Origin of the sequence: Aquicella lusitana, assembly GCF_902459475.1 — a bacterium.
GTDB classification, from domain to species: domain Bacteria; phylum Pseudomonadota; class Gammaproteobacteria; order DSM-16500; family DSM-16500; genus Aquicella; species Aquicella lusitana.
Genome location: NZ_LR699114.1, coordinates 743154 through 766482, shown reverse-complemented (window position 1 = coordinate 766482; position 23329 = coordinate 743154). Strand labels below are relative to the sequence as shown.

Sequence of the window (23329 nt, the reverse complement as noted above, 5' to 3'; positions counted from 1 at the left end):
AATATCACCTTGACAGGCCTTTCGCGGGTTACTACGATTCAACATTGCAATAAAAAATGGGATGACACATGCCATTAGAGTCTATTCGTACATTGGTGAAAGCAGATCTGGAATCCACAGACCGATTTATTATTTCCCAGCTGGAATCCAACATCCCTTTGATCAGGCAGATCATTGAATATGTATTAACCTGCGGCGGAAAACGTGTTCGCCCGATGGTATTGCTGCTGAGCGCACGCGCACTCGCAGAGAATGTGCAAAAACATGTCGCTCTTGCTGCGGTCATCGAATTAATTCATACCGCTACCTTACTGCATGATGACGTGGTAGACAGCTCGACGTTAAGACGCGGGCATAAAACAGCTCATACCATCTGGGGCAGTGATGCCAGCGTTCTAGTGGGTGATTTTCTTTATTCCCGCGCTTTTCAGGTGGTAGTGGATCTTAAGCACCAACCTATTCTGGATATTTTCGCCAAAGCCACACATTACATCGCAGAGGGCGAAATCCTCCAGTTGGTCAATTGCAATAACCCGGATACCACAGAAGATTTTTACTTTGAAATCATCCAGCGGAAGACCGCCAAATTATTTGAAATTGCCGCCCAGTTGGGAGCCCTCCTCTCCACTGAGTCAGACCGTGATATCATCGCCATGCGCGATTATGGCCTGCATCTGGGTCTTGCTTACCAGCTAATTGACGATGCGCTTGATTATGGGCTTTCCGTTGAGCAAACGGGCAAAAATGTAGGCCAGGACCTTGCAGAAGGCAAAACCACCCTGCCGCTCATTCATGCCATGCGTAAAAGCAAAGGGGCCGATCTCGCTATGCTGCGTGAGGCAATTGCCACCGGCTCCAGCGAAAATCTGGCAACCATACTCGGGATTATTGAATCTACGAATGCAATAAAGTACACTGCCGACGCAGCGAGACACCATGCTCAAAAGGCCAAATCAGCGCTATCGCATCTTGCTTTAACGCCGTACCGCCGAGCGCTGGAAGAGCTGAGTGATTTTGTTGTAGAAAGAACATACTAAGATTCGGGGTGTAGCTCAGCCTGGTAGAGCGCTGTCTTCGGGAGGCAGATGTCGCAGGTTCAAATCCTGTCACCCCGATGAGTAAAATCAATAAGTTAACTTTAGAATTTGCCATTTTAGTTCACTGCCAGAAAATAAATTGAACCGATTAAACTCAAAACGCTCTGTACACGACAAAACGCCATTTTTTCTACAAAAAATCCAGTGAACAATTATTTTTTAAAATACAAACATAATCGTCAGCGTTTTTATAATTATTATCTTTCCGTAACCACTATTATAAAGCTACAACTTTTCGACTGCTTAGAAATAAGCTTATAAGAATTTTATACCTCATAACTATTGATTGACTTGGCCTCATCCGAAATAACAGAACTGGTTGAGCATTGGGAAAAAAGCCATAACCGACTAGCGTGCGGCCTGAGCGTTCGCATTTTCAGGTGCCCAAATTTTTCTCTCCTTCTTCCCTCTGATTCGGGTACAATACCTCCATGCAAAAACGTAAATCCACCCTACAGCAAATCGCCATTGACCTGCTGGTGCGCGGCAAATATCAGCCCCGGCAGCATTTTGATCCTGAAAAATTAAAAGAACTGGCCGATTCCATTAAAAGTACGGGCATCCTTCAGCCTATTGTTGTACGACCCATCGCGAACAGCAAATATGAGATCGTGGCCGGGGAAAGGCGCTGGCGTGCAGCGCAATTAGCGGGTCTCAACGAAGTAAGCTGCCTGGTTAATCATTATTCGGATGAACAAGCCCTGCAGGCTTCTATTGTGGAAAATATCAGCCGTGCAGACTTAAACCCCATTGAAGAAGCACAAGCTTATCAGCGCCTGATTGATGAGTTTCATTATCTTCACGAAGAAGTAGCTGCATCGGTAGGCAAGTCACGTGCTGCCATCACGAATTCCTTGCGCCTGCTGAAATTAGATCCGCGTGTTCAATCCTTATTAATGACAGGCCAGCTTTCCGAGGGACATGGCAAGATTTTGGCAGGCCTTGAACCCAAACACCAAATCGAATTGGCGGAGCGATGCGTACAAAAAGGATGGAATGTACGCAAGACGGAGATGGAAGCAAAAAAATTGCAGAACGCTTCGCTTTCAAATGACAGTCCTTATAGTGATGCCAATATCAAACACTTGGAAATCGCACTCTCCGAACACCTGGGTAATCATGTTCAAATAGACTGTGAAGAACGGGGCGGCGGCTACGTACGCATTCGTTTTAATAATGTTGATGAACTAGAAGGCCACTTTTCTCGTTTTGGCTTTAAATACGAATAAGTTTTTTTCATTTAATGGCTGCAGGCCTGTATTGCATTCAGATTAAGCTGAATAATGCCTACCTTGGCGATTTCTATTAACTTTTCTAAGCAGAGCAGACAAAAGCGCTCCTGCCTGTGTTGTTCAATCTTCTCACGATTCTTCTTAACCACTTGATTATATTTGATATTTTAAAAAATGATCAATACTTGGTATACTATTCCGATAAAAATTAAAGATAAGTAACGCGGAGTAGGCTGTATCATGCAAAGCAATCATCGTTCTATTATCCCTGATCTTGAATCCCTTCCTGAAGCATTACAAAGGTCAGTGAAAGAAAATGACAACCACAAATTGCTGCCTGAGGAAGGCATCAGTCTCGTCATCTCGCTATTAGAAAAAAAACCGGACGGAAGATACGACAAGAAAAGCCTGCAGGAAGCCCTATTAACTCTTTCAGATAGTGAGACAGAAATCCGGCCCATTATCAAATTAAAAGGAAGCTATTACGCAGTTGATAAAGGCAGTCGTAACAAAAAGAATCTTAAAAAAGGGGCTTACGGTCTCGTTAAACCAGGCCAAAATCTTCTTTCTGGCGCAGCCGTTGCTATCAAAACCCAGGAATCCATCAAACCGCGGTCAGGATTTCGGAAAGTGAATATCCCTCCCGAAAAAGTAAAAGAAACCGTTCAGCTTGAAATAGCAGCACTTGAAGCAATGGATAGAGGAACAGGTGAAATCAAAGGAAGAAGCGTCCAGCGGCCCAAGCGGGCCCCCTCTCATGAAGAAATTCAGTTTTGTATCGTAATGGACTACGTGGATGGCTTACCACTCGATGCACTACTAGAAACTGGGCCTATCGCCTTCTCAACCTGCCTTGAAATAGCCATTGGCACACTAACTGACGTCCAAAAGCTGCACCATGCTCAAGGAACATACCACTATAAAAATGAAGATCGCAAGGCATTGGGTTTTTATCATTGTGACTTAAAGCCAGGCAATATTATTTATGATCCTGCGAAGCGCCAGGCAAAAGTCATCGATTTTGGCACGGTATCTCCTATTGATGCAGAAACAAAACAACCTGTACGGTGCGTCGTAGGTACCTTAACTTACTATGCTCCTGAATTACGCAAAGGATTGGCAACACAGCCAAGCGAAGCAACCGAAGTGTATGCACTGGGGCTTATTTTCGCTGAAGTTTTTAATTTTATCACCAAGGACAAGGGCAACGAAGTACGCGATATCTTCAAATGGGTAGAACCGCCCGTCTCTCCGGAGCAAAAAGCAGCTTATGAGCTTATCAAACAAATGGCTGCAGAAGATCCCAAAGACCGGCCCACCCTTCAAACGGCGCTTGAAACTTTTCAGCATATTGCCCGTAAATATGAAACAACCAATGCTACAGAAGAACAAACGTTCGCTATCAATGAAAAAAGAATAGAAGAATTCCTCCATCGCCAGGAGAAACTCGCCTCCAACGATCATCGAATACTGGAGAAAAAAATTGTAGGGCTTTTTAAAGAAAGCAAAAAACGTAAAGATGAAATGTTAATGAATATGCTTCGTTGTCTTGAATTACAATTAGGTCAAATAGATCTAGAGCACTTATCCGCATCAGACAAGCAAAATTGTATCCAGCTTTGCAACAAGGTAAAAATACTTACAGATGAGGCAGATCAACAAATCATATTAAAAATATTAAAGGAAGATATTCTGGAAAAAATGACGACTTTTTTTCATGCCGAATGCAAAAAACATAGCCGCTCATTCTTACTTAGCACACAGGATCCCATTAATGTACTGAACGCCGGGATTCAAGGTCAATATTATTATACGAGAGCCATAGGATCATTATTAAAACTTATCTCATCCGATAATGATATGAATAGTTTTCTCAAAAAATACTGCAATTTTGATATTAAGGAACAATTGAAGGGCATTCAGTTACAAAAACTAAATACAATAATCCCTTTCCCAAGTTTAAAATTAGGGAATGAGAATAAGTAAAGTCGAAACGGAATAAATTCTAACTAGTGATCCAGGCTGGCATCCTGTAATATCGCCGCCACATTCATGCGGGCGAGGCTCTTCTCAATGCGCCGTCGTCCCTTGTCAACACTTTTTTGTCGTGAAAGATGTGGATTCAACACAGTCGTTGCATGGTTAATATGCTCCAGGTATTTAATTAAAATGTCTGAAGGCAAAAAAATCATCTGGTAATTACTTTCAACCAGCTTCTTATGCATTTCCTTGCCCGCTACCATATCTCCGTCTGCAAAATGTAAATTAAGTTTCTTAAGCAGCTCCGTCCGGTAAAGCGCGCAGTGACTACGCAGATAATAATAGTTTTTTCCCATGCCTTCCAAACCATGGCTGGTTTTACCGATAAGACGGTAGTAAAGCGATTGCCACTGTCGTTCCAGTAATTTGAGCAATTGTCGCCAAAGCGGCTTTGATTCCAGTTTCCATGATCCTACGCCCGCTATTGTTGGTTTTTTTTCGATTTGCGATAACAGGAAAGGCAGCCATCGCGGGTGTTTGACCAGCGTATCCGTGTGGATAGACAAGACATACTGTGTCGTTACCCGTTCAAGGGCCATATCTAGTGCACGCGCATGTGATTGAACAGGGGATTCACCGGCTATGGCTTTGCGCTCTATCAACTCAATCCAGGAGACGGTGCGTAAATAGCAAAGCGACTCATCCTGTGAATCATTATCAATAACAACCACTTTCGCTTGATTGCTGTCAGTGTATTTTCGCAATAAGCGTAAGCAAAGCTTGGTCAATTCCAACGTTTTATAGTTGGGAACAAGTATGGTTACCAGTGCCTGTGTCATAATAGTTTAATCCCTCGAAACAAATGTAGCGATTATATTCCAGCTTGAGTAAAATCCTCAGAATGTTAATGAATAACATTTCTTGGTAAAAGAGTCATCCTCCACCAGGAAAAAGAGAAGAACTCAATGACGAGGTTTTTTAAATGAAAGGGATTATTCTTGCCGGTGGGTTGGGAACACGGCTTTATCCTGCCACACGGCCGATCAGTAAACAATTGCTGCCCATTTACGATAAACCCATGGTTTATTATCCACTTTGCACTCTTATGCTAGCGGGTATACGCGATATCCTGGTAATCACTACGCCCCATGAATTATCCCTCTTCCAGCAACTATTGGGCGATGGGTCGCAATGGGGTATATCACTCGCATACGCGACACAGCAGTACCCCGAAGGAATTGCGCAAGCTTTTATCATTGGAGAAAATTTCATTGGTAATGACAGCGTCTGTCTTATTCTCGGCGATAATATCCTCTATGGGGACGGTTTATCGGAAAAACTGCAGAGTGTAGCCCAATTAAACTCAGGCGCTACCATTTTTGGCTATTATGTTTCAAACCCGCAACGATACGGTGTCATTTGCTTCAATGAAGCAAACCAACCCGTTGAGATTATTGAAAAACCGGCAACACCTGCTTCTAATTACGCCGTTATCGGGCTTTATTTCTATGATAATAAGGTTATCGAGATCGCAAAACAGTTATCGCCTTCATCGCGCGGTGAATTAGAAATCACGGATGTAAATCGCTTTTACTTGTTGCAAAAAAAGTTGCGTGTGGAAAAATTGGGGCGCGGTATTGCATGGCTTGACACAGGAACACACAAATCCATGCTGGACGCCGCCAATTTTATTTACGTGCTTGAACAGCGACAAGGATTGAAAATCGGCAGCCCCGAAGAAATTGCCTGGCGTATGGGTTTTATTACCACCGAAGAGCTCGAAACGCTTGCTGAAACGCAGATCAAAAGCGGATACGGTGCCTATCTGCTGGATTTAATATAGAGGTTATCATGCACACCACTAACGGTCCCTTATCGGGCCTTCTCATCATCGAACCACGGGTGTTTAAAGATAGCCGTGGTTATTTTTTCGAGACACACCAACAAACGCGTTATGGCAGCCTTCGCATCCCTCACTTTGTGCAAGACAATGTTTCACGATCTCATCGCAACGTTCTGCGCGGTCTCCACTATCAGTTACCGCATGCACAGGGAAAACTTGTCTGGGTCACGCGTGGCAGCGTATGGGATGTGGTGGTCGATATACGAAAGAGCTCGCCTACGTTTGGCCAATGGTTTGGCATTACCTTAAGTGATGAAAATCATATACAAATGTATATTCCTCCTGGCTTTGCACACGGTTTTTGTGTCCTGTCTGAAGAAGCCGATTTTCATTATAAATGCACCGATTATTATGCTCCTTCCTATGAGCATGGCATTGCCTGGAATGATGCGCGCTTGAATATTGCCTGGCCAGTCAGTAGCCCTGTTCTCTCACCCAAAGACGAAATTTATCCCGCTTTGCACGAGATCGCACATGAAAACTTATTCACTTAAATTGCTTGTTACCGGCGGCGAAGGGCAAGTTGCACAGGCACTTTGTCGTCATGCTGTTGCGGGTAAATTTCAAATTCACGCGCTTTCACACAGCGAGATGGATATCAGCCAACCCTCCTCTATCGAACGTGTATTGACTGCCCAAATGCCAGACTGTGTTATTAATACAGCCGCCTATACAGCAGTTGATCGAGCGGAAGCGGAAAGGGGGAAAGCGGATCAAGCCAATGTGCTGGGCGCAAAACACATAGCTCATGCCTGCAGTAAACACCGCATACCACTCATTCATCTCTCGACAGATTATCTTTTTGATGGAACCAAGACTGCTCCTTATGCCGAAGAGGATGATGTTAATCCGATTAATCATTACGGTAAAAGCAAATGGCTTGGCGAAGAAGCGGTACGTGAAGCATGTGATTCACACATTATTCTGCGGGTAAGTGGTGTATTTAGCGAACATAAAACAAATTTTCTTAAATCGATCCTGCGCCTCGCGCAGGAAAAAGGACAACTCAACATCGTGGCAGACCAACTGACGTGTCCTACTTATGCGGGTGACATTGCACTCGCTATTTTTTCAATAATAGAAAAATTTTCGCAGTGGGGAACATTTCATTATTGCAGCGCGCCGGCGGTTTCCTGGCATGCGTTTGCCTCAGCCATTATCGAAACAGCTTCCAGGCACATGTCCTTGTCAGTTAAAAAAATCAATGCTATTTCAACTGCTGAATATCCTGTCGCGGCAAAACGGCCAGCTTATTCTGTGCTGGATTGCAGCAAGATTAAAAAACTGTACCACATCGAGCAGCCGTCATGGCAATCAGGCATTGAACGTGCCTTAAACGGTTTAATCCATTCTTCTAGTTAAAGGCAAATTATGTCCCATTATCAACCTCGCAGTATGCTTGTCACCGGCGGTGCCGGATTCATTGGATCAAATTTTATTCGCTATGTGCTCACACATTTTCCTGATGTCGCCGTTGTCAATCTGGACAAACTAACCTATGCGGGCTCCCTGGATAACTTAACCCATTTACCGCACGCAGAACGCCATCATTTTATACAAGGCGACATCACTGATGCCAAACTTTTACGCCATATCCTGATGCACCATCATATTGATACCATCGTGCATTTCGCTGCTGAAAGCCACGTGGACCGCTCCATCACAGCACCTGCCGCTTTTGTGCAAACAAATGTGTTAGGCACGTTTGTGCTGCTGGAAGCTGCGCGCCATCACTGGTTTGAAATAGAAGAATGCGGTGTATCTCATTGCCGTTTTCATCATATTTCAACCGATGAAGTCTATGGCTCCCTGCAGACAACCGATCCTTTATTTACTGAAAAAACGGCTTACGATCCTCACTCGCCTTATTCTGCCAGTAAAGCCGGCGCAGACCACTTGGCACGAGCCTACTATCATACCTACGGACTGCCCGTCACTATTTCTCACTGCTCGAATAATTACGGCCCTTATCAGCATGCAGAAAAATTCATCCCAACTGTCATTCAAGGTTGTCTTAGCAGGAAACCGATACCTGTCTATGGTAATGGCAAAAATATTCGCGACTGGCTCTATGTGGATGATCATTGCCGTGCAATCATGACGATCATTGAACAGGGAAAAGTAGGCGAAAGTTATAATATAGGCGGTAATAATGAATGGGAAAATATCGCGCTTGCCCGTTTCATTTGCGAGCAGATGGATAAAATCAAACCGCACAGCGTGTCTTACGCCACCCTGCTGGAATTTGTCAAAGACCGGCCTGGGCATGATTTTCGTTATGCGATAGATAATGCCAAGATCAAAGCTGAACTCGGCTGGTCGCCGCAGGAAACGCTGGAATCAGGCATAATGAAAACCATTGCGTTTTACCTGCATCAACCTGCACACGCCTATCAATAGCCCACGGGGTAGACCTGCCCGGTTTGTGCGCCTTCCACGCTTTTACTGTAGGCAAGCGCAACACGCGTGGCCGGCACAGGTTCAAAACCGTGAAAATAATCGCCATAAGCCGGCATGGATTCCTTGAGTACGGTCGGACTGATAACATTAATGCGTATGCCCCGAGGCATCTCAATCGCAGCCGCTTTTACAAAACTATCCAATGCGCCATTTACCATAGATGCCGATGAGCCAAACCGAATAGGGTCATGGTTTAAAATACCGCTGGTTAAAGTAAATGAGCCTTTGTCGTTGATATAGCGCAATCCTGTCAAAACCAGGTTCACCTGGCCCATCAGCTTGTCTTGCAGACCCACACCATACAGCTCCGGCGTCATCTGGGTAAAGTCACCAAAATGCACTTTGCCTGCCGTTGAAACGACGGCATCAAATGCACCTACGGATTGATACATGCGCTCAATGGATTGCCCATCCCGCATATCGACTTGCACATCGCCATGCTGATGTCCGGCAACCACAATGGTATGGCGCTTTGACAATTCTTCAACCACCGCTTTGCCTATTGTGCCTGTTCCGCCTATAACGATTATCTTCATGAAGTATCCTTGGTTTTAATATTTGTTTAAGAAACCGATTATAGAATTGCTAAGTATAAAGATTAAGTGTTTTAGCTGTGTAAAAAAGGAGCAGGATGCTCATGCAACATCGTACTCTATTTCTAAGCGGTTCAGATAGTGCTTTGCAAACCTTTTTGCAAAAACTGGGTATTCAGCAGAATAGCGATAATACTCATCACTTTCAGGTTACTACTCATATTCATTTAATAAAAAGTAACAGCCACATTCACATTTGGTGTAATCCGCCGCAACACTATTACAAAAACAATCCTGCCGCGCTTCGAATTTATTTTGTTGACTCGATGCGTCAACGTGATTTACCGAACAACGTTATGTATTATGATGTGAAACGAAATTGGGACAATGAAACAAGTTTATGGCATGAAATCATGCGACGTTTGGGAATAACAGTCGCAACAACTGAAGATAAGAAAACAGAAACACTCTCTACACATCAAAAAGTTGCCACCACTCTTCAAAATCTGCCACCTCTTCCGAGTCTCATGCAGGAGCATACGCAAGTCAGTGGAATGCAGGAACCTTTTCCTCCCATCAAACAGCAAACAGCAATCCAACCTGTCAAATCGGATAAGACCTGTTCATCTGCCATGGAAAAAAATTCGGGCGCTTTTTATAAAAACCGTGAAACCATGTTTAAGGAACGATCCATTCTGGATCCAAACAGTATAATAGGGAGAATATCACTGATTAAGGTAGCAGCTACGATTCCCAAACAGGATGAAATAGCATGCCCGGAATTTGGGCTATAAAAGCACCCCGACCAGGTATCAACAAAGACAAAAATAAAATAGGTATTCACGAATCTCTCATCCTGATGGCAGCTTTTTGTCATCCTGAGCAAAGCTTTGTCATCCTGAGCGAAGCGAAGGATCTCCTGATGTGCAAAAGGAGATCCTTCGCTTCGCTCAGGATGACAGCTTTGTAAACGCTTTTCAAAAATGGCCAAAGTTAATCGAAGGAGGTCTGGATTGCTTAGCTACGCTCGCAATGACAGGTGCAGTTTCATCAACGAATTACCTAACCTTTACAAGGATGACAGCGCCATGGCTCAAAATTACTTGGCTATATTTTTATTTAATCTTCTTGTTGCGAAAATAATGTTTTTATTTTTTTTATAATCGGCCAGTTGCCTTCCAGTAAACGCAATTCTAACATTTCCGGCAACGTGACCCAGCGTAATAACTGATTTTCCTTGCCGAGCGGTTCGCCTGAGAAAGCAGTCACACGCCACATTTCCAGCAAAACAGTTTTATCAGGATAAGTATGCGTATGCTCAAACCAGGGCTGAGCTGAAATCACTGTTATGTCCAGCTCTTCTTGCAGTTCACGTCGCAGCGCATCGATGGCGGTTTCATCGGGTTCGATCTTACCGCCAGGAAATTCCCAATAACCACTATAGGGCTTGCCTTCCGGCCGCTGCCCGACCAGCACTTTTTCTGCCCTGGCCAGGATGCCTACAACCGTCCTGATCAAGTGAGGCTCCCGTGACATGCCTTATATTTTTTGCCTGAACCACATGGGCAAGGATCGTTACGGCCTACTTTAGGACGGTCGCGCATATAAGTGACATTGGATGGAAGTACTTCCGGTTGAGATTCTGCTACATCGGTGCCATGCAAAATATCAGGGGCAGCGTGTTTGTATTCCATGGCTTGTCGAGTCAGACTCTGGCGACGCTGCGCTTCCATCTGTTCAACATCTTGTTCCACTTTGACTTCAAACTTGCTTAACGCAGACAGGACTTCATAATTGACCTTATCAAGCAACTGTGCAAACAGTTCAAATGATTCACGCTTATATTCTTGTTTGGGATTTTTCTGGGCATAACCACGTAAATGAATGCCCTGACGCAGATAATCCATCGCGGCCAGATGTTCACGCCAGCAGTTATCCAGTGTTTGCAGCATGACTGCTTTTTCAAATTGACGCATAATGGGCGCACTAATCTGTTCTTCTTTTTTCTGATACGCTTCACGAAATGCCGTTTGAATACGTTCGCGCAAGCGGTCTTCATCCAACGTATCATCTTCTTCAAGCCACTGACGTATGGGCAGTTTCAGATTGAAATCGCGCTCCAGACGCTGCTCAAGTCCTTCGATGTCCCATTCTTCCGACATGCTGTGTGGTGGAATAAAGGCACTGACAGTCTGTTCCATGACCCGATGGCTCATATCAGCAATCACATCAGCGATTGAATCAGAGGTCAGTAGTTCGTCGCGCTGGCGGTAAATCACCTTACGCTGCTCGTTGGCTACATCATCGTACTCTAACAATTGCTTACGAATATCGAAGTTGTAAGCTTCCACTTTGCGCTGCGCATTCTCAATGCTGCGCGATAACATGCGCGATTCCAGCGCCACGCCCTTTTCCATGCCAATGCGCTGCATAATGGCATTCAACCTGTCACCGCCAAAAATACGCAGCAGATTATCCTGCAGGGACAGATAAAACCGCGACTTGCCCGGATCACCCTGACGGCCCGAACGGCCACGCAGCTGATTATCAATACGGCGCGATTCATGCCGCTCAGTGCCAAGCACATACAACCCGCCCGCCTTGACGACTTGTTCATGCCGTGCCTGCCAGGCTTTTTTACGCTGTTCAATATCTTCCGCTGTCGGGTTTTCCAGCGCTTTCAGTTCTGCTTCCAGATTACCGCCAAGCACAATGTCAGTTCCACGACCAGCCATATTAGTAGCAATCGTCACTGCCCCCGGGCGGCCTGCTTCGGCCACAATCTGCGCCTCTTTCTCATGGAATTTAGCATTCAACACTTGATGTGGAATTTTTGCTTTCTGCAACAGCCGCGACAAATGCTCTGAGGCTTCGATGGAAGCCGTACCCACCAGAATGGGTTGACCCGTCGCATGGGTCTTTTGAATATCTTCCACAATGGCATCAAACTTTTCATCCGCCGTCATGTAAACAAAGTCAGCCTGGTCCATACGTATCATGGGCTTATGCGTTGGAATAACGATGACTTCCAGCCCATAAATCTGCTGAAATTCGTAGGCTTCTGTATCCGCCGTCCCTGTCATGCCGGACAGTTTTTCATAGAGGCGAAAATAATTCTGGAAAGTAATGGAAGCGAGCGTCTGGTTTTCCTGGTTGATTTTAACTTTTTCTTTTGCTTCCACTGCCTGATGCAGCCCGTCTGACCAGCGACGCCCCGGCATGGTTCTGCCGGTATGTTCATCTACAATCACGACTTCACCGCGTTGAACAATGTAATCCACATCACGATGGAACAGCGTATGCGCCCGCAAGGCCGCATAAATATGGTGCATCAGCACAATATTGTTGGCATCGTAAAGACTTTCACCTTCACTCAGCAAACCTGCCTTGATTAATAATTCTTCTACATGCTGATGGCCTTCTTCAGTGAGATAAGCCTGTTTGGATTTTTCATCCAGACTGTAATCGCCAGGGCCCTCTTTTTCTGTCTGTTTTTGCAACTGGGGAATAATGGAATCAATCGCCACGTAAAGGTCGACGCTTTCTTCTGCAGCGCCGGAAATAATGAGCGGTGTCCGTGCTTCATCAATCAGGATTGAGTCCACTTCGTCTACAATGGCGTAATGAAGACCGCGCTGTACTTTGTCATTGTAATTAAAGACCATGTTATCGCGAAGGTAATCAAAGCCAAATTCATTATTCGTGCCATAGGTGATATCAGCGGCATAAGCCTGCTGTTTTTCCTGCGGCGTCATACCATGCAGGTTAGTGCCTACTGTCAATCCCAGAAATTCGTATAAGGGCCGCATCCACTCTGTGTCTCGCTTGGCAAGATAATCATTCACCGTCACAATGTGGACACCTTTGCCAGGTAAGGCATTCAAATAAGCCGCGAGCGTTGACATCAACGTTTTGCCTTCGCCCGTACGCATTTCCGCAATATTTCCGCCATGCAGCACCATACCGCCAATCAGCTGCACGTCAAAGTGACGCATATTCAAAGCCCGCTTTGAGGCTTCGCGAACGACTGCAAAAGCTTCCGGCAGAATCTCATCAAGAACTGCCCCACTCTGCAAGCGCTGCCTGAATTCAACGGTTTTCGCCCGAAGCGCTTCATCAGACAAAGCTGAAATCTGGGGTTCGAGTGCGTTAATCTTTTCTACTGTTTTCCATAACCGACGCAATACACGCTGGTTACGGCTACCAAGAACATTCGTAAAAATGCGATTTAGCATGAGAGTTATCTTTACCTAGAAAAACAAAGAAGAATAATATTCTGCCAAAATGAAAAAGACAAAGATGCTGGAATCTGCCTGAAAAATCAAGGGAATCAGGTTAAAAAAGGCATCTGCTTTAGCTTATTGAAGAGAATGATCATAAAGTGCGCAGATATAAAGGGCTCAACGGTTGCGATAACCCCGAGGGACCATCTCCTGCAGCTCAACCCAAATCTCATCATTTTCTTTCAGGTGAATCGCTGAACGTGGCACTAAATCCAACGGATCCAGCCGGTATTGATTGTATTTATCATCCTGGTAAACATTTAAAGATATCTTTGATAATTGACCTGCCAGGTTTATATCCATCTTTGGCCTGTTATCACAAAAACATTTCATCATGGCTTCATAAATTTTGGCATGATAAACCGGCTCTCGGCTTAACAAACACCGTTCTGCCCAATCATATAGCGAAAATTTACCTACATATTCACCTTTACCCCAATCATTATTCACCATCACATGAGCAATATACCACCGAAGCGCGCTTAAACATTTTTTCTTGGTACCAAAATAATGATTATCCATATCAGGCATACGGTTTAAGTAACCATCTGTGCTGCCATAACGATATTGAAGGTCATCTTCCGAAATTTCCGTGCAATAGTAATAATAGGGAGATTTTCCAAACGCATCTCTGATTCGAACATCGGCTCTTGCCGCAAGAAGTAATTGAATGGCTTCATGGTTTCGTAATAGACAAGCGTAATGTAAAGCCGTGAAGCCACGATAATCTTGCTCGTTAACTTTCGCTCCCAATTCAATCAGGGTTTGCACAATGGTTGTCGCATTAATTTTAGCTGCTAAAATTAATGGTGTGTTAAGACAAGTTGCCCAGTCATCTTTCAAGTTCAGCGCTTCCTTCGATTTATCGCGCTCCAAAAGCCTGAGTGCCGCTTTTTGCCTGTTCCAAGCGAGCGCCTGCAACAAATAAGTATTATGATGGCGTGTACGGTAATCTTTGCTAAAATCAAGCGATGAGTTTTCTAAGCACAGTCCTTTTTCCAGTCTGTCTACAATCTCGTTTGCATTGAGTTTCTCTGAAGTATTAAAAAAGGAAAACATCACTTTTACCTCGCTGACCACCCTCATTTCTTATTATGTTTGCTGGAAAAATTGTATGATAAAAGATCAGTTTTGTCAAAAAAATGACTGTTAAAAGCATTTGCCGCAGCGATTACACGAGGGTGTTTATTTCAACTGTGTCATCCTCGCGTAGGTCGCAGGGGTGAGAGAGTGTAGTAACGTTTATCTTTGTTATAGTAGTATTTAGAAAGCAAAGAATATCAGGGTCAAACAATGGATTCTAAAAAAGCGAATGCTTATTTTGATACTAGCAACCACAACTTACAGTCGTTGCTCAATAAAGTAAAAGTGCTAAAAGCATTGGAGGAAAAAATAGCAGTTTATCTTGATCCGGCCTTAAGGGCCTTCTGTCAAGTAGCAAACTATTCGAATCGTCGCTTAGTTATTCTTGCAGCAAATGGCTCTGTCGCCACCCAGCTTCGCTTCCAAGCTATGGATCTGCTTAGAAAATTCAAACAGGATCCCGCTTTACAAGAAATCCAGGAAATTCACTGCAAAGTTCTGCCTTCCCTCAGCCAACCTGCCTCGCCGCCAGCAAAGCAATCTGCAGCAAAAATGCCGCCTCTGTCCACTGAAACAGCCAGCATTGTACGCGAAATCGCGTCCTCATTGGACGATCCGAAATTACGGGAAGTAATGGAAAGAATTGCAGACCGAACAGCCAGTCCTAAGCTTCCAATAAAATAGGACGCACATAGGAGATGGGTGCCGTGCTCTTGTCTTCAAAAGTCACAAATTCCCAAGCATCTTGATGAGCAAGCAAATGGCGCAGAATCTTGTTATTGAGCTCATGACCTGATTTATAACCATTGAATGCACCAATCAGACTGGAACCGAGCAGGTAGAGATCACCCACCGCATCCAGGATTTTATGCTTGACGAATTCATTTTCATAGCGCAGACCGTCATCATTTAATACGCGAAAATCATCAATCGCAATCGCATTATCAAGGCTAGCGCCACGGGCCAAATTCATTGCCTGCAGTTTTTCAAAATCCGCCATGAAGCCAAATGTTCTGGCACGGCTGACTTCTTTTACATAGGAAAGACTGGAAAAATCCAGCGTCGCTGTTTTGTTCTTGGATTTAAAAAGCGGATGATCAAAGTCGATAGTAAACGTAACTTTAAAGCCGTTAAACGGCTCAAAACTTGCCCATTTGTCACCGTCAGTCAATTTAATCTTGCGCTTGATGCGGATAAAACGCTTTGGTGCGTTCTGCTCCTCAATGCCTGCCGATTGGATCAGAAAAACGAAAGGCCCTGCGCTGCCATCCATAATGGGGATTTCTGGCGCTGTGACATCTACAAATGCATTATCGATGCCGAGCCCTGCAAAAGCTGATAATAAATGCTCAACGGTCGATATTCTGACTTTGTCCTTCATCAAAGTGGTTGATAAAGTTGTGTCGCCCACATTTTCAGCCAATGCCTGAATTTCGACAATAGGCTCAAGGTCAATACGACGGAACAAAATGCCAGTATTAACAGGCGCCGGACGTAATATGATTTCGGCCCGCTCACCACCATGCAATGTAATGCCAGTGGCCTTAATGACATTCTTAAGAGTGCGTTGTCTAATCATCCCTTGCTTCTGATTTTTCATAATACTGGACATAGTACCATAACTTGTTATTTTTTTGAAATAAAAACAAAAAGAAGCCCCTTTAAGGGCCTCCAACAGAATTCCTGACCCGCATTTTTATCATTTTTAGAGCCTGATATCCATATTTTTTTATAGCTGATCTCCCTTTTATTATTAAGTACTAAGCTGTTTTGCCACTGCATTTCACCCACCCCGTCTTTTCTGGTTTTGTGTCATCTGGCTTCTCATTGGAGGCATTATTTTCAGTCGCATGAGGATCCTCCAACCTCGTAGCTGCCTGATGCCCCTTCGAAGGAGGCTGAAACTGCCGGCAGCTTTGTGCCATGGGTAACGGTCTTTGAGCAGGAACAGGCTGCGATGTCAGAGAATCGAGCGTCACTGACTGCCCGTCTGCTACTGTTTTGACGAGGTCCATAAATTTTTTGAGGGTACTTAGTTTAATATTGAGATCAGCCATTTTCTGCTCATTCAGGTCGAAAATCTCTGTCATTTTTTTGCAATCTTCTGGATTAACAGTTGATTTTTTTAACTCTGCAAAAAAATCCAACTGTTGCTTCGTGGTCAGCTGAAAAAGTTTCGTTAGCAATCCCAACAAGCAGCTTTGCTCTTTATCGCTACGATCAAGGCCAGGGCTGCGTAATTTTTCTATGAAATTTTTGGCGCATCGCTTGCCCGCATGGATATCATCCTGCTCTGAGACATAGGGAGCCAGGGATGGATTAAGCAATGCCTCATGCGATTGAATGACTATCTCTTTGACAAAGATAGATAACCTCAAATCCGAGCGCGCATACAAGTCGGGTAAACTTGAGCCTTGTAAACTGGGCTTCTGGTTTGGAACCTGCGATACAGGTGCTAAACTGTTTGGATTGGCATGAGGCCCTGCCAGAGCAGAGTCAGATTGGGATCTTCCCTTGGCATCAGGCGGCGACACCAAAGGCACCGTTTTCTGGGGCGGCCACGAGGTCTGTTTTTTTTCGGCCGCAGATTTGCTATCAGCCCGCTGTGAAACAGGTATCGGCGGCAAAGGTTTGACAGGCACAGGCGGTATAGTTTTCTTCCCCTGCATAACCCGCCGAGTTGAGGCATTACCCGCAGGCACAGGAGGCAGCGGCTTCTGTGGCACAGGCGGGAGAGCGCGATTATTTAACAAATCTGCTCTCTCCTCTTTCTGGGGACTCGATAAAACTTCTATGATTTTTCTCTGACTACTATTTCTTCCCTGCGAATACATAACTTAGCCTGTTTTTCATAAATTAAGAAAACGATGCGGATCTCCTCAGCATAGGAGCGCTTGCATTATCTGGCGAGATTTTTTCTCTGGTCTGAAAAAATAATCCTGTTTTCAAAGCGTAATTCGGCTTATCAAGATGCAGCACATCCTCGATGCGGTGCTTTTTTTCGATCAATGTTTCAATAGACTCAACAACTGCTTTCAGATCATTTTTCAACAAAGCAAGATTATCCAGGTCAAAACGAGCTCCCTGGAATTTTATTGAAATCTGCTGAAAGGAAGCTAAAACACTCGTATTGTCGGGATAGATTGACGCATAATGGATCAACTTTTCCTTATATTTCATGACGGAAACGAATAAATTTTCGACCCGGTTTCTTATTTCATTTACTGTCTTTGCTCCCATCAGTGCTTCTATTCCCAGTTTATCCAGAAATTGTGCGACTGCACCGGGTTCATCCGACATCTTTTTTAAAGCGAGTTCAAAAGCCTGCTGGGCAGCCCACATCCCATCCGAACAATCTTCTTCATTTTGCTGGAATTGCCTGGCAATTCCTTCTAGCTCATCACGCAGGACACGAGCTATAGAGTTGGCCTGCTCAATTGCACGACGGCAATTGGGAGACACTTGGCTTTCTCTTCTCCAGATTTGAATCCCTTCAAAAAGCTCAATTGCATCATAACAAAGTGTCGTATAGTCATGCTCTTTTTCCCGACTGCGTAGCAAATTTATTAAATCATGCACAAGGTTCGCTTGTTCCGGATGAAGATCATCTGCATCACCCTCTTGCCAAAGAGCGATCAAATTATTCATCACTTGAGTAGTAGACAAAGGATTTTTTTTAGAATGGCGTAACATTTTGAGCGATAGTTGGATGCGTTCATCTACAGCTAACTTATTTCTATTTACATCTATTTTATTATTGCTCTGCATGGCATCACCCCCTCGTTTATATAATCATATGAGGGTTTAATTATTAAATAGGCTACAACAAATGGTCAACTAACATCATTGGTTATGCGGGAAGGCATTTACATCAGGACAATATAAGCTGGGCATAATTGTAGCCAGGCGATGCTTATTAATTGAGAAGAAATAACGGAATCAAGGCGGAACAGGATGTATTTACTCTGTACACGACAAAACTTCTAACCGTTCGCCCTGAGGAGGCCGCGAAGCGGCCGTCTCGAAGGGCTCGCTGATATTTATAGAAATCCATATAGTCCTTTTCGCCAAGGAGGAAATATATGGAGTATTTTCACAAGAATTTGCTACACGAGAAGAGGCATTGGCATCGGAAAGACAAATAAAAGGTTGGAGTCGACAGAAAAAAGAAGCATTAATCAGGGGTGATTGGCAAGGATTGTCAATTTATGCAAAAAGGCGAAAGAAATTTGATTAAAAATGCCCTTCGAGACGGCCGCTTCGCGGCCTCCTCAGGGCGAACGGTTAGAAATTTTGTCGTGTACAGAGATGTATTTATTTTATTATGCCACTCGTTTGCCATGCCAGCGGAGGCTGGCATGATGCAATTAAATAAGCACGCTAATTGATAGAATCAGGCTTCCTCTTCCTTTCGGCGCAGGAACGCAGGAATGTCCAGATAATCAATATCGTGAAGATTTTCGGAAGAGGGCATGCTCCGTTGGGTCGCTATAGGCGGAATAGTTGTAGGAGCCGCAGCAGGCGTCGTGCTGGAAACAGGGGGCGCCTGACGACGGATGATGGTGGGCTTTTCCAGTTGAACATAATCAACATGCGTATTTTCGACAGGTCTGACACTTTCAATGGCAGGCATCTTGAGCGCAGCCGCTACCTGCTTTCTGCCAAGGCCTGTCACAATCACGGTGACTCGGACTTCATCGCGCAGCTCGGGATCTATAACCGTTCCCACGACCACTGTAGCGCTGTCGGAAGTAATGTTTTTTACCACTTCGCCCACTTCTTCAAATTCACCAATAGAAAGATCCAAACCAGCTGTAATGTTGACTAATACACCCTTAGCGCCGGTTAAATCCACATCTTCGAGTAAGGGGCTCGCGATCGCTGCTTCCGCAGCCAGCCGTGCACGGTTATCACCGGAACCCAGGCCGGTACCCATCATCGCCATACCCATTTCGGACATAACGGTGCGAACATCCGCAAAATCCACGTTTATCAATCCAGGACGGGTAATTAATTCTGCGATACCCTGCACAGCGCCGCGGAGTACATCATTGGCTGCCTTAAAGGCATTAATCAGGGTGACATTCTTGCCTAGCACTGATAAAAGCTTGTTATTGGGAATAGTAATCAGTGAATCCACATACTGAGAGAGGTTTGCGATTCCCTGCTCTGCGGTTTGCAAACGCATTTTACCTTCAAAAGAGAAAGGCTTGGTTGTCACCGCGACGGTCAGAATCCCCAACTCTTTCGCAATCTGAGCAAAAATCGGCGCCGCACCGGTACCTGTTCCACCTCCCATACCAGCGGCAAGGAAAACCATATCAGTCCCATTCAGGGCAGCGCGTATTTTTTCCCGGTCTTCTTCTGCAGCACGACGGCCCACTTCAGGGTTAGCGCCCGCACCCAGCCCGCGTGTAATGTTTTCACCCAATTGGATAATGGTATTGGCTGATGAATTCTTCAATGCCTGCGCATCTGTGTTCGCACAAATAAATTCGACGCCTTCAATATGGCCTGCCATCATGTGTTCGACGGCATTACCGCCACCGCCACCAATGCCGACAACTTTAATGACTGCATTTTGCTGACAAGTATCCAATAATTCAAACATGTTATCGCCCCATTTTAAAGTGCCACATTCACTAATTAAAATTCACCTGCGAAATGCCCAATCAAAAATTCCCCTGGAACCAGCTTTTCATTCTCGACCACAGCCCTTTTATGCTTGGCTGGTTCAATACAATCTCACGCTGATTTTGGCGCTGACGCAATCCATACACTAGCAAACCCACGCCCGTTGCGTAAACAGGATTCTGGATAATATCTGACAGACCTGTCACATTATTCGGCTTACCAATGCGCACCGGCACTTTAAATATTCGTTCAGCCAATTCTTGTGCACCATGAATTTTGGAAGCGCCACCGGTCAGTACAATGCCAGCTGCGATAAATTCTTCCAGACCGCTACGGCGCAGTTCAGTCAGCGCAAGCGTAAATAATTCTTCATAACGCGCTTCGACGACTTCAGCCAGCGCACGTTGTGGCAAGCGCCGACCCACTTTGTCGCCAATGGTTGGGATGTCTATCATCTGATTGGTATCAACAAGATCCTGCAGCGCGCAGCCGTATTTGATTTTGATTTCTTCCGCATTGCGGGTAGGGGTGCGTAGTGCAATTGCGATATCGTTGGTCACCTGATCACCCGCGATAGGTATCACCGCTGTATGACGGATCGCACCATCCGTAAAAATCGCGATATCACTGGTGCCACCGCCAATATCGATCATGCAGACACCCAGTTCTTTTTCATCATCCGACAAAATGGACTGACTGGAAGCAAACTGTTCCAGCACAATATCACTGGCGGCAAGCCCACACCGCTTCATGCATTTCACAATATTTTGTGCCGCACTCACTGCACCTGTGACAATATGAACTTTGGCTTCCAGGCGCACACCGGACATGCCTACGGGTTCACGAATAGAATCCTGGTTATCGATAATAAATTCCTGGGGAAGAACATGGAGAATTTTCTGGTCAGCGGGGATGGCGATCGCTTTTGCTGCATCTATCACACGGTCTACGTCGTTCTGCGAAACCTCGTGATCACGAATGGCAACAATACCATGGGAATTAATACTGCGAATGTGACTGCCGGCAATGCCCGTATAGGCTGAATAAATTTCGCAACCTGCCATGAGTTCTGCATCTTCCACGGAGCGCTGAATAGACTGCACCGTCGATTCTATATTAACAACCACACCTCTTTTTAATCCTTGAGACGGATGTGACCCAAACCCGATGACGTTTAACCTGCCGTCGCTCGTCATCTCGCCCACTAGCGTGACAACTTTTGAAGTTCCGATATCAATACCGACTAAGTAATCTTTATTTGGCTTCTTTGCCATATATTATTCTTCCAGTTAAAAAACGGAATCAGGCAGTCATTGCCTCTTTCCAACGTACAGCTACTCCGTTAGGATATCGTAAATCAATCGATTCCACATCTGCCGCACGGCTCCCAACTATTTTTGGGTACACTTTCACAAAATGATTCAGTCGAGTCAAGATATCTTTATGCCCTATTTGTAAAGTAATTCCATTATCCAATATCAACTTCCATGTGAAATAAGGCGTCATTTCCAGATAGGCAATTTTAGCATGCAACGGCATCAATAATCGATTCATCGAATAAAAATACTTGAGCATTGTCACTTGCTTTCCATCCGGCCCCACAAATTGTGGAAGGCGTGAAGGGTACGTTTCCTTTCTTGGGGAAAATAATTCCCCTCCCTCCGCTAAGAGGCTGTGATTATTCCAACGAGCCACTGGATTCTTTTCAATAACCCGTATTTCAACTTGGTCAGGCCAGTGGCGGCGAACAAATATATTCGCTACCCAAGGCAGTTGTAATAAACGGTCCTGAATATAATCAACATTCACTTTAAAAAAACCGCTGTTGACCAAGGGCAACAACAAGGTTTGTATTTCCTGGCGGTCAATGCGGTTCACGCCATATACACGCACGGTTTTAATGGGAAAATGGCTGGAAAGTTTAAAAGAATTGAGTGCATACAGACAGGAAAGAATGACCAGACCCAGTACCACCAGTTTCAAAGTCTGGGTCAGATATTGAAAAGGAGATAATATTGGCTTCCCTTTTCTTATGTCCATTCACTTATCCTGTTCATTTCTTCCGGAACGCCAGGCTCCCCCTCATCCGCCCTTCGGACACCTTCTCCCACAAGGGGAGAAGGTGGCACTAAGCAATGACCCATTATTTTTTAAGTCATGTCGAGGATAAATGGGTCCATGCCTGTGCAAGGATAATAGAGTGAGTGCTACATTCGTCCAATGATGCAGACTTCCGCAATCAATCGTACACCGGTTTTTTCGAGAACGATAGCACCGACTTCAGCAATCAAGTTTTCAATATCTGCACTGGAAGCACGGTTTTCGTTAATAATAAAATTGGCGTGCTTTTCAGAAATACGCGCGCCGCCCAGGCTTTTTCCCTTAAGGCCGCATTCTTCGATCAAACGTCCTGCATAGTTTCCAGGTGGATTGCGAAACACCGACCCGCAATTCGCCGTACCGGTAGGCTGGGTGTTATTACGCCGCTCGAGCAAGGTACGAATATTGGCCAGCGATTTTTCTTTATCGCCGGGAACCAGGCCAAAATATCCGGCTACAAACCATTCATCTGAGGGCCTCGCAACATGGCGGTACGTCACTTCAAAATCGGTAAGCGGGCGTTTTTTAATTTCGCCGCGCCGGTTAATTGTCTCAACTGCCTGTACAAATTGCCAGGTTTCTCCGCCAAAACAGCCTGCGTTCATCGCAAGCGCTCCCCCCACTGTTCCCGGAATGCCTGCCATAAATTCCAGTCCTGCTGCACCCATTCTTGCCGTATGACGCGCAAGCTGCGCAGAAGCAACACCGGCTTCAACACGGATTTCCGTGGGGCTCACCTGCGTTAATTTGTTAAGCACGCCTTGCGTGATAATCACTACGCCGTCCACGCCTTTGTCACGAATGAGCGTATTACTGCCTAACCCCAGCCAAGTCAGTGGAACAGTGTCAGGAAGCTGCTGCAGAAAGTGGGAAAGATCTTCCAGATCAGCGGGAATATACACATAATCAGCCGGGCCACCTGTGCGCCAGGAAGTATAATTAGCAAGCGGCTCATTCTTCAGGAGCTGCCCTTTTGACGCTGTTGTGAATGCATTTTTGTCATTCATTACAATAGATCCTGATA

General features: G+C 45.0%; 22 protein-coding genes and 1 tRNA gene. 11 read left to right on the top strand and 12 right to left on the bottom strand.

Translation table 11 applies throughout. The features are described 5' to 3' along the window. Nucleotides 1–68: 68 nt before the first annotated feature. The 4 genes from AQUSIP_RS03585 to AQUSIP_RS03570 all read left to right on the top strand — a co-directional run bounded on the left by AQUSIP_RS03585 (nt 69) and on the right by AQUSIP_RS03570 (nt 4315). Nucleotides 69–1037, top strand: a complete 969-nt coding sequence (locus tag AQUSIP_RS03585; RefSeq protein ID WP_114834146.1) for a polyprenyl synthetase family protein — start codon at nt 69–71, stop codon at nt 1035–1037. A gap of 4 nt (nt 1038–1041) precedes the next feature. Further along, nucleotides 1042–1115, top strand: a tRNA-Pro gene (locus AQUSIP_RS03580). Nucleotides 1116–1528: 413 nt separating this feature from the next. Then, entirely contained in the window at nt 1529–2326 is a 798-nt protein-coding gene (locus AQUSIP_RS03575; RefSeq protein ID WP_114834145.1) for a ParB/RepB/Spo0J family partition protein, read from the top strand. Nucleotides 2327–2569: 243 nt separating this feature from the next. Next, the gene (locus tag AQUSIP_RS03570; RefSeq protein ID WP_114834144.1) at nt 2570–4315 is read left to right on the top strand and encodes a protein kinase domain-containing protein; all 1746 of its coding nucleotides are present in this window, start codon (nt 2570–2572) and stop codon (nt 4313–4315) included. 23 nt (nt 4316–4338) lie between these two features. Here the strand turns inward: AQUSIP_RS03570 and AQUSIP_RS03565 are convergent, their stop codons facing one another. Continuing rightward, nucleotides 4339–5148 carry a glycosyltransferase gene (locus tag AQUSIP_RS03565; RefSeq protein WP_114834143.1) on the bottom strand — a complete coding sequence of 270 codons (810 nt, stop codon included), beginning with the start codon at nt 5146–5148 and terminating at the stop codon, nt 4339–4341. Nucleotides 5149–5291: 143 nt separating this feature from the next. Between AQUSIP_RS03565 and rfbA the strand changes: the two genes are divergently transcribed. The 4 genes from rfbA to rfbB are packed head-to-tail and all read left to right on the top strand — an operon-like array spanning nt 5292 to nt 8612. Next, nucleotides 5292–6152, top strand: coding sequence for a glucose-1-phosphate thymidylyltransferase RfbA (rfbA, locus tag AQUSIP_RS03560; protein ID WP_114834142.1), 861 nt, complete (start codon nt 5292–5294; stop codon nt 6150–6152). 8 nt (nt 6153–6160) lie between these two features. Further along, nucleotides 6161–6706, top strand: coding sequence for a dTDP-4-dehydrorhamnose 3,5-epimerase (gene rfbC / locus AQUSIP_RS03555; protein ID WP_114834141.1), 546 nt, complete (start codon nt 6161–6163; stop codon nt 6704–6706). Then, entirely contained in the window at nt 6687–7574 is an 888-nt protein-coding gene (gene rfbD / locus AQUSIP_RS03550; RefSeq protein WP_114834140.1) for a dTDP-4-dehydrorhamnose reductase, read from the top strand. Before rfbC ends, rfbD begins: the two co-directional genes overlap by 20 nt. A gap of 9 nt (nt 7575–7583) precedes the next feature. After that, nucleotides 7584–8612 (top strand): dTDP-glucose 4,6-dehydratase, encoded by a 1029-nt coding sequence (rfbB, locus tag AQUSIP_RS03545; RefSeq protein ID WP_114834139.1) that lies wholly within the window; start codon nt 7584–7586, stop codon nt 8610–8612. Here the strand turns inward: rfbB and AQUSIP_RS03540 are convergent. Beyond that, the gene (locus tag AQUSIP_RS03540; RefSeq protein ID WP_114834138.1) at nt 8606–9208 is read right to left on the bottom strand and encodes a short chain dehydrogenase; all 603 of its coding nucleotides are present in this window, start codon (nt 9206–9208) and stop codon (nt 8606–8608) included. The two genes, rfbB and AQUSIP_RS03540, sit on opposite strands and share 7 nt — an antisense overlap. Nucleotides 9209–9309: 101 nt before the next feature. Here AQUSIP_RS03540 and AQUSIP_RS03535 point away from each other — a divergent pair, with 101 nt between their 5' ends. Beyond that, complete coding sequence (locus tag AQUSIP_RS03535) at nt 9310–9999, top strand: hypothetical protein (RefSeq protein WP_147277479.1); 690 nt, start codon at nt 9310–9312, stop codon at nt 9997–9999. Nucleotides 10000–10324: 325 nt separating this feature from the next. On the opposite strand, the gene AQUSIP_RS03530 is transcribed toward AQUSIP_RS03535, so the two are convergent. From AQUSIP_RS03530 to AQUSIP_RS03520, 3 genes are all read right to left on the bottom strand, one after another. Beyond that, nucleotides 10325–10723 (bottom strand): (deoxy)nucleoside triphosphate pyrophosphohydrolase, encoded by a 399-nt coding sequence (locus AQUSIP_RS03530; RefSeq protein ID WP_170131777.1) that lies wholly within the window; start codon nt 10721–10723, stop codon nt 10325–10327. Next, nucleotides 10720–13440, bottom strand: coding sequence for a preprotein translocase subunit SecA (gene secA / locus AQUSIP_RS03525; protein WP_114834134.1), 2721 nt, complete (start codon nt 13438–13440; stop codon nt 10720–10722). The genes AQUSIP_RS03530 and secA overlap by 4 nt, the downstream gene beginning before the upstream one ends. 165 nt (nt 13441–13605) lie before the next feature. Continuing rightward, entirely contained in the window at nt 13606–14547 is a 942-nt protein-coding gene (locus AQUSIP_RS03520; protein ID WP_170131776.1) for an ankyrin repeat domain-containing protein, read from the bottom strand. A gap of 234 nt (nt 14548–14781) precedes the next feature. On the opposite strand from AQUSIP_RS03520, the gene AQUSIP_RS03515 reads away from it, so the two are divergent. Continuing rightward, entirely contained in the window at nt 14782–15255 is a 474-nt protein-coding gene (locus AQUSIP_RS03515; RefSeq protein WP_114834132.1) for a DciA family protein, read from the top strand. On the opposite strand, the gene lpxC is transcribed toward AQUSIP_RS03515, so the two are convergent. The 3 genes from lpxC to AQUSIP_RS03500 form a co-directional block, all read right to left on the bottom strand. Next, nucleotides 15236–16150 carry a UDP-3-O-acyl-N-acetylglucosamine deacetylase gene (gene lpxC, locus AQUSIP_RS03510; RefSeq protein ID WP_114834194.1) on the bottom strand — a complete coding sequence of 305 codons (915 nt, stop codon included), beginning with the start codon at nt 16148–16150 and terminating at the stop codon, nt 15236–15238. The genes AQUSIP_RS03515 and lpxC overlap by 20 nt on opposite strands. 181 nt (nt 16151–16331) lie before the next feature. Next, entirely contained in the window at nt 16332–17324 is a 993-nt protein-coding gene (locus AQUSIP_RS03505) for a hypothetical protein (protein WP_114834131.1), read from the bottom strand. Between the two features lie 103 nt (nt 17325–17427). Further along, on the bottom strand, nt 17428–18339 hold the full coding sequence (locus AQUSIP_RS03500; RefSeq protein ID WP_114834130.1) for a hypothetical protein: 912 nt from the start codon (nt 18337–18339) through the stop codon (nt 17428–17430). A 440-nt stretch (nt 18340–18779) separates the two neighbouring features. Here AQUSIP_RS03500 and AQUSIP_RS12465 point away from each other — a divergent pair, with 440 nt between their 5' ends. Further along, the gene (locus AQUSIP_RS12465; RefSeq protein ID WP_147277478.1) at nt 18780–18959 is read left to right on the top strand and encodes a hypothetical protein; all 180 of its coding nucleotides are present in this window, start codon (nt 18780–18782) and stop codon (nt 18957–18959) included. Between the two features lie 5 nt (nt 18960–18964). Here AQUSIP_RS12465 and ftsZ read toward each other — a convergent pair whose 3' ends face one another. The 4 genes from ftsZ to murB form a co-directional block, all read right to left on the bottom strand. Further along, nucleotides 18965–20182, bottom strand: coding sequence for a cell division protein FtsZ (gene ftsZ / locus AQUSIP_RS03485; protein WP_114834129.1), 1218 nt, complete (start codon nt 20180–20182; stop codon nt 18965–18967). A gap of 61 nt (nt 20183–20243) precedes the next feature. Beyond that, nucleotides 20244–21479 carry a cell division protein FtsA gene (ftsA, locus tag AQUSIP_RS03480; protein ID WP_114834128.1) on the bottom strand — a complete coding sequence of 412 codons (1236 nt, stop codon included), beginning with the start codon at nt 21477–21479 and terminating at the stop codon, nt 20244–20246. Between the two features lie 28 nt (nt 21480–21507). After that, nucleotides 21508–22245 (bottom strand): cell division protein FtsQ/DivIB, encoded by a 738-nt coding sequence (locus tag AQUSIP_RS03475; protein WP_114834127.1) that lies wholly within the window; start codon nt 22243–22245, stop codon nt 21508–21510. 167 nt (nt 22246–22412) lie between these two features. After that, complete coding sequence (gene murB, locus AQUSIP_RS03470; RefSeq protein ID WP_114834126.1) at nt 22413–23312, bottom strand: UDP-N-acetylmuramate dehydrogenase; 900 nt, start codon at nt 23310–23312, stop codon at nt 22413–22415. Nucleotides 23313–23329: the final 17 nt, after the last annotated feature.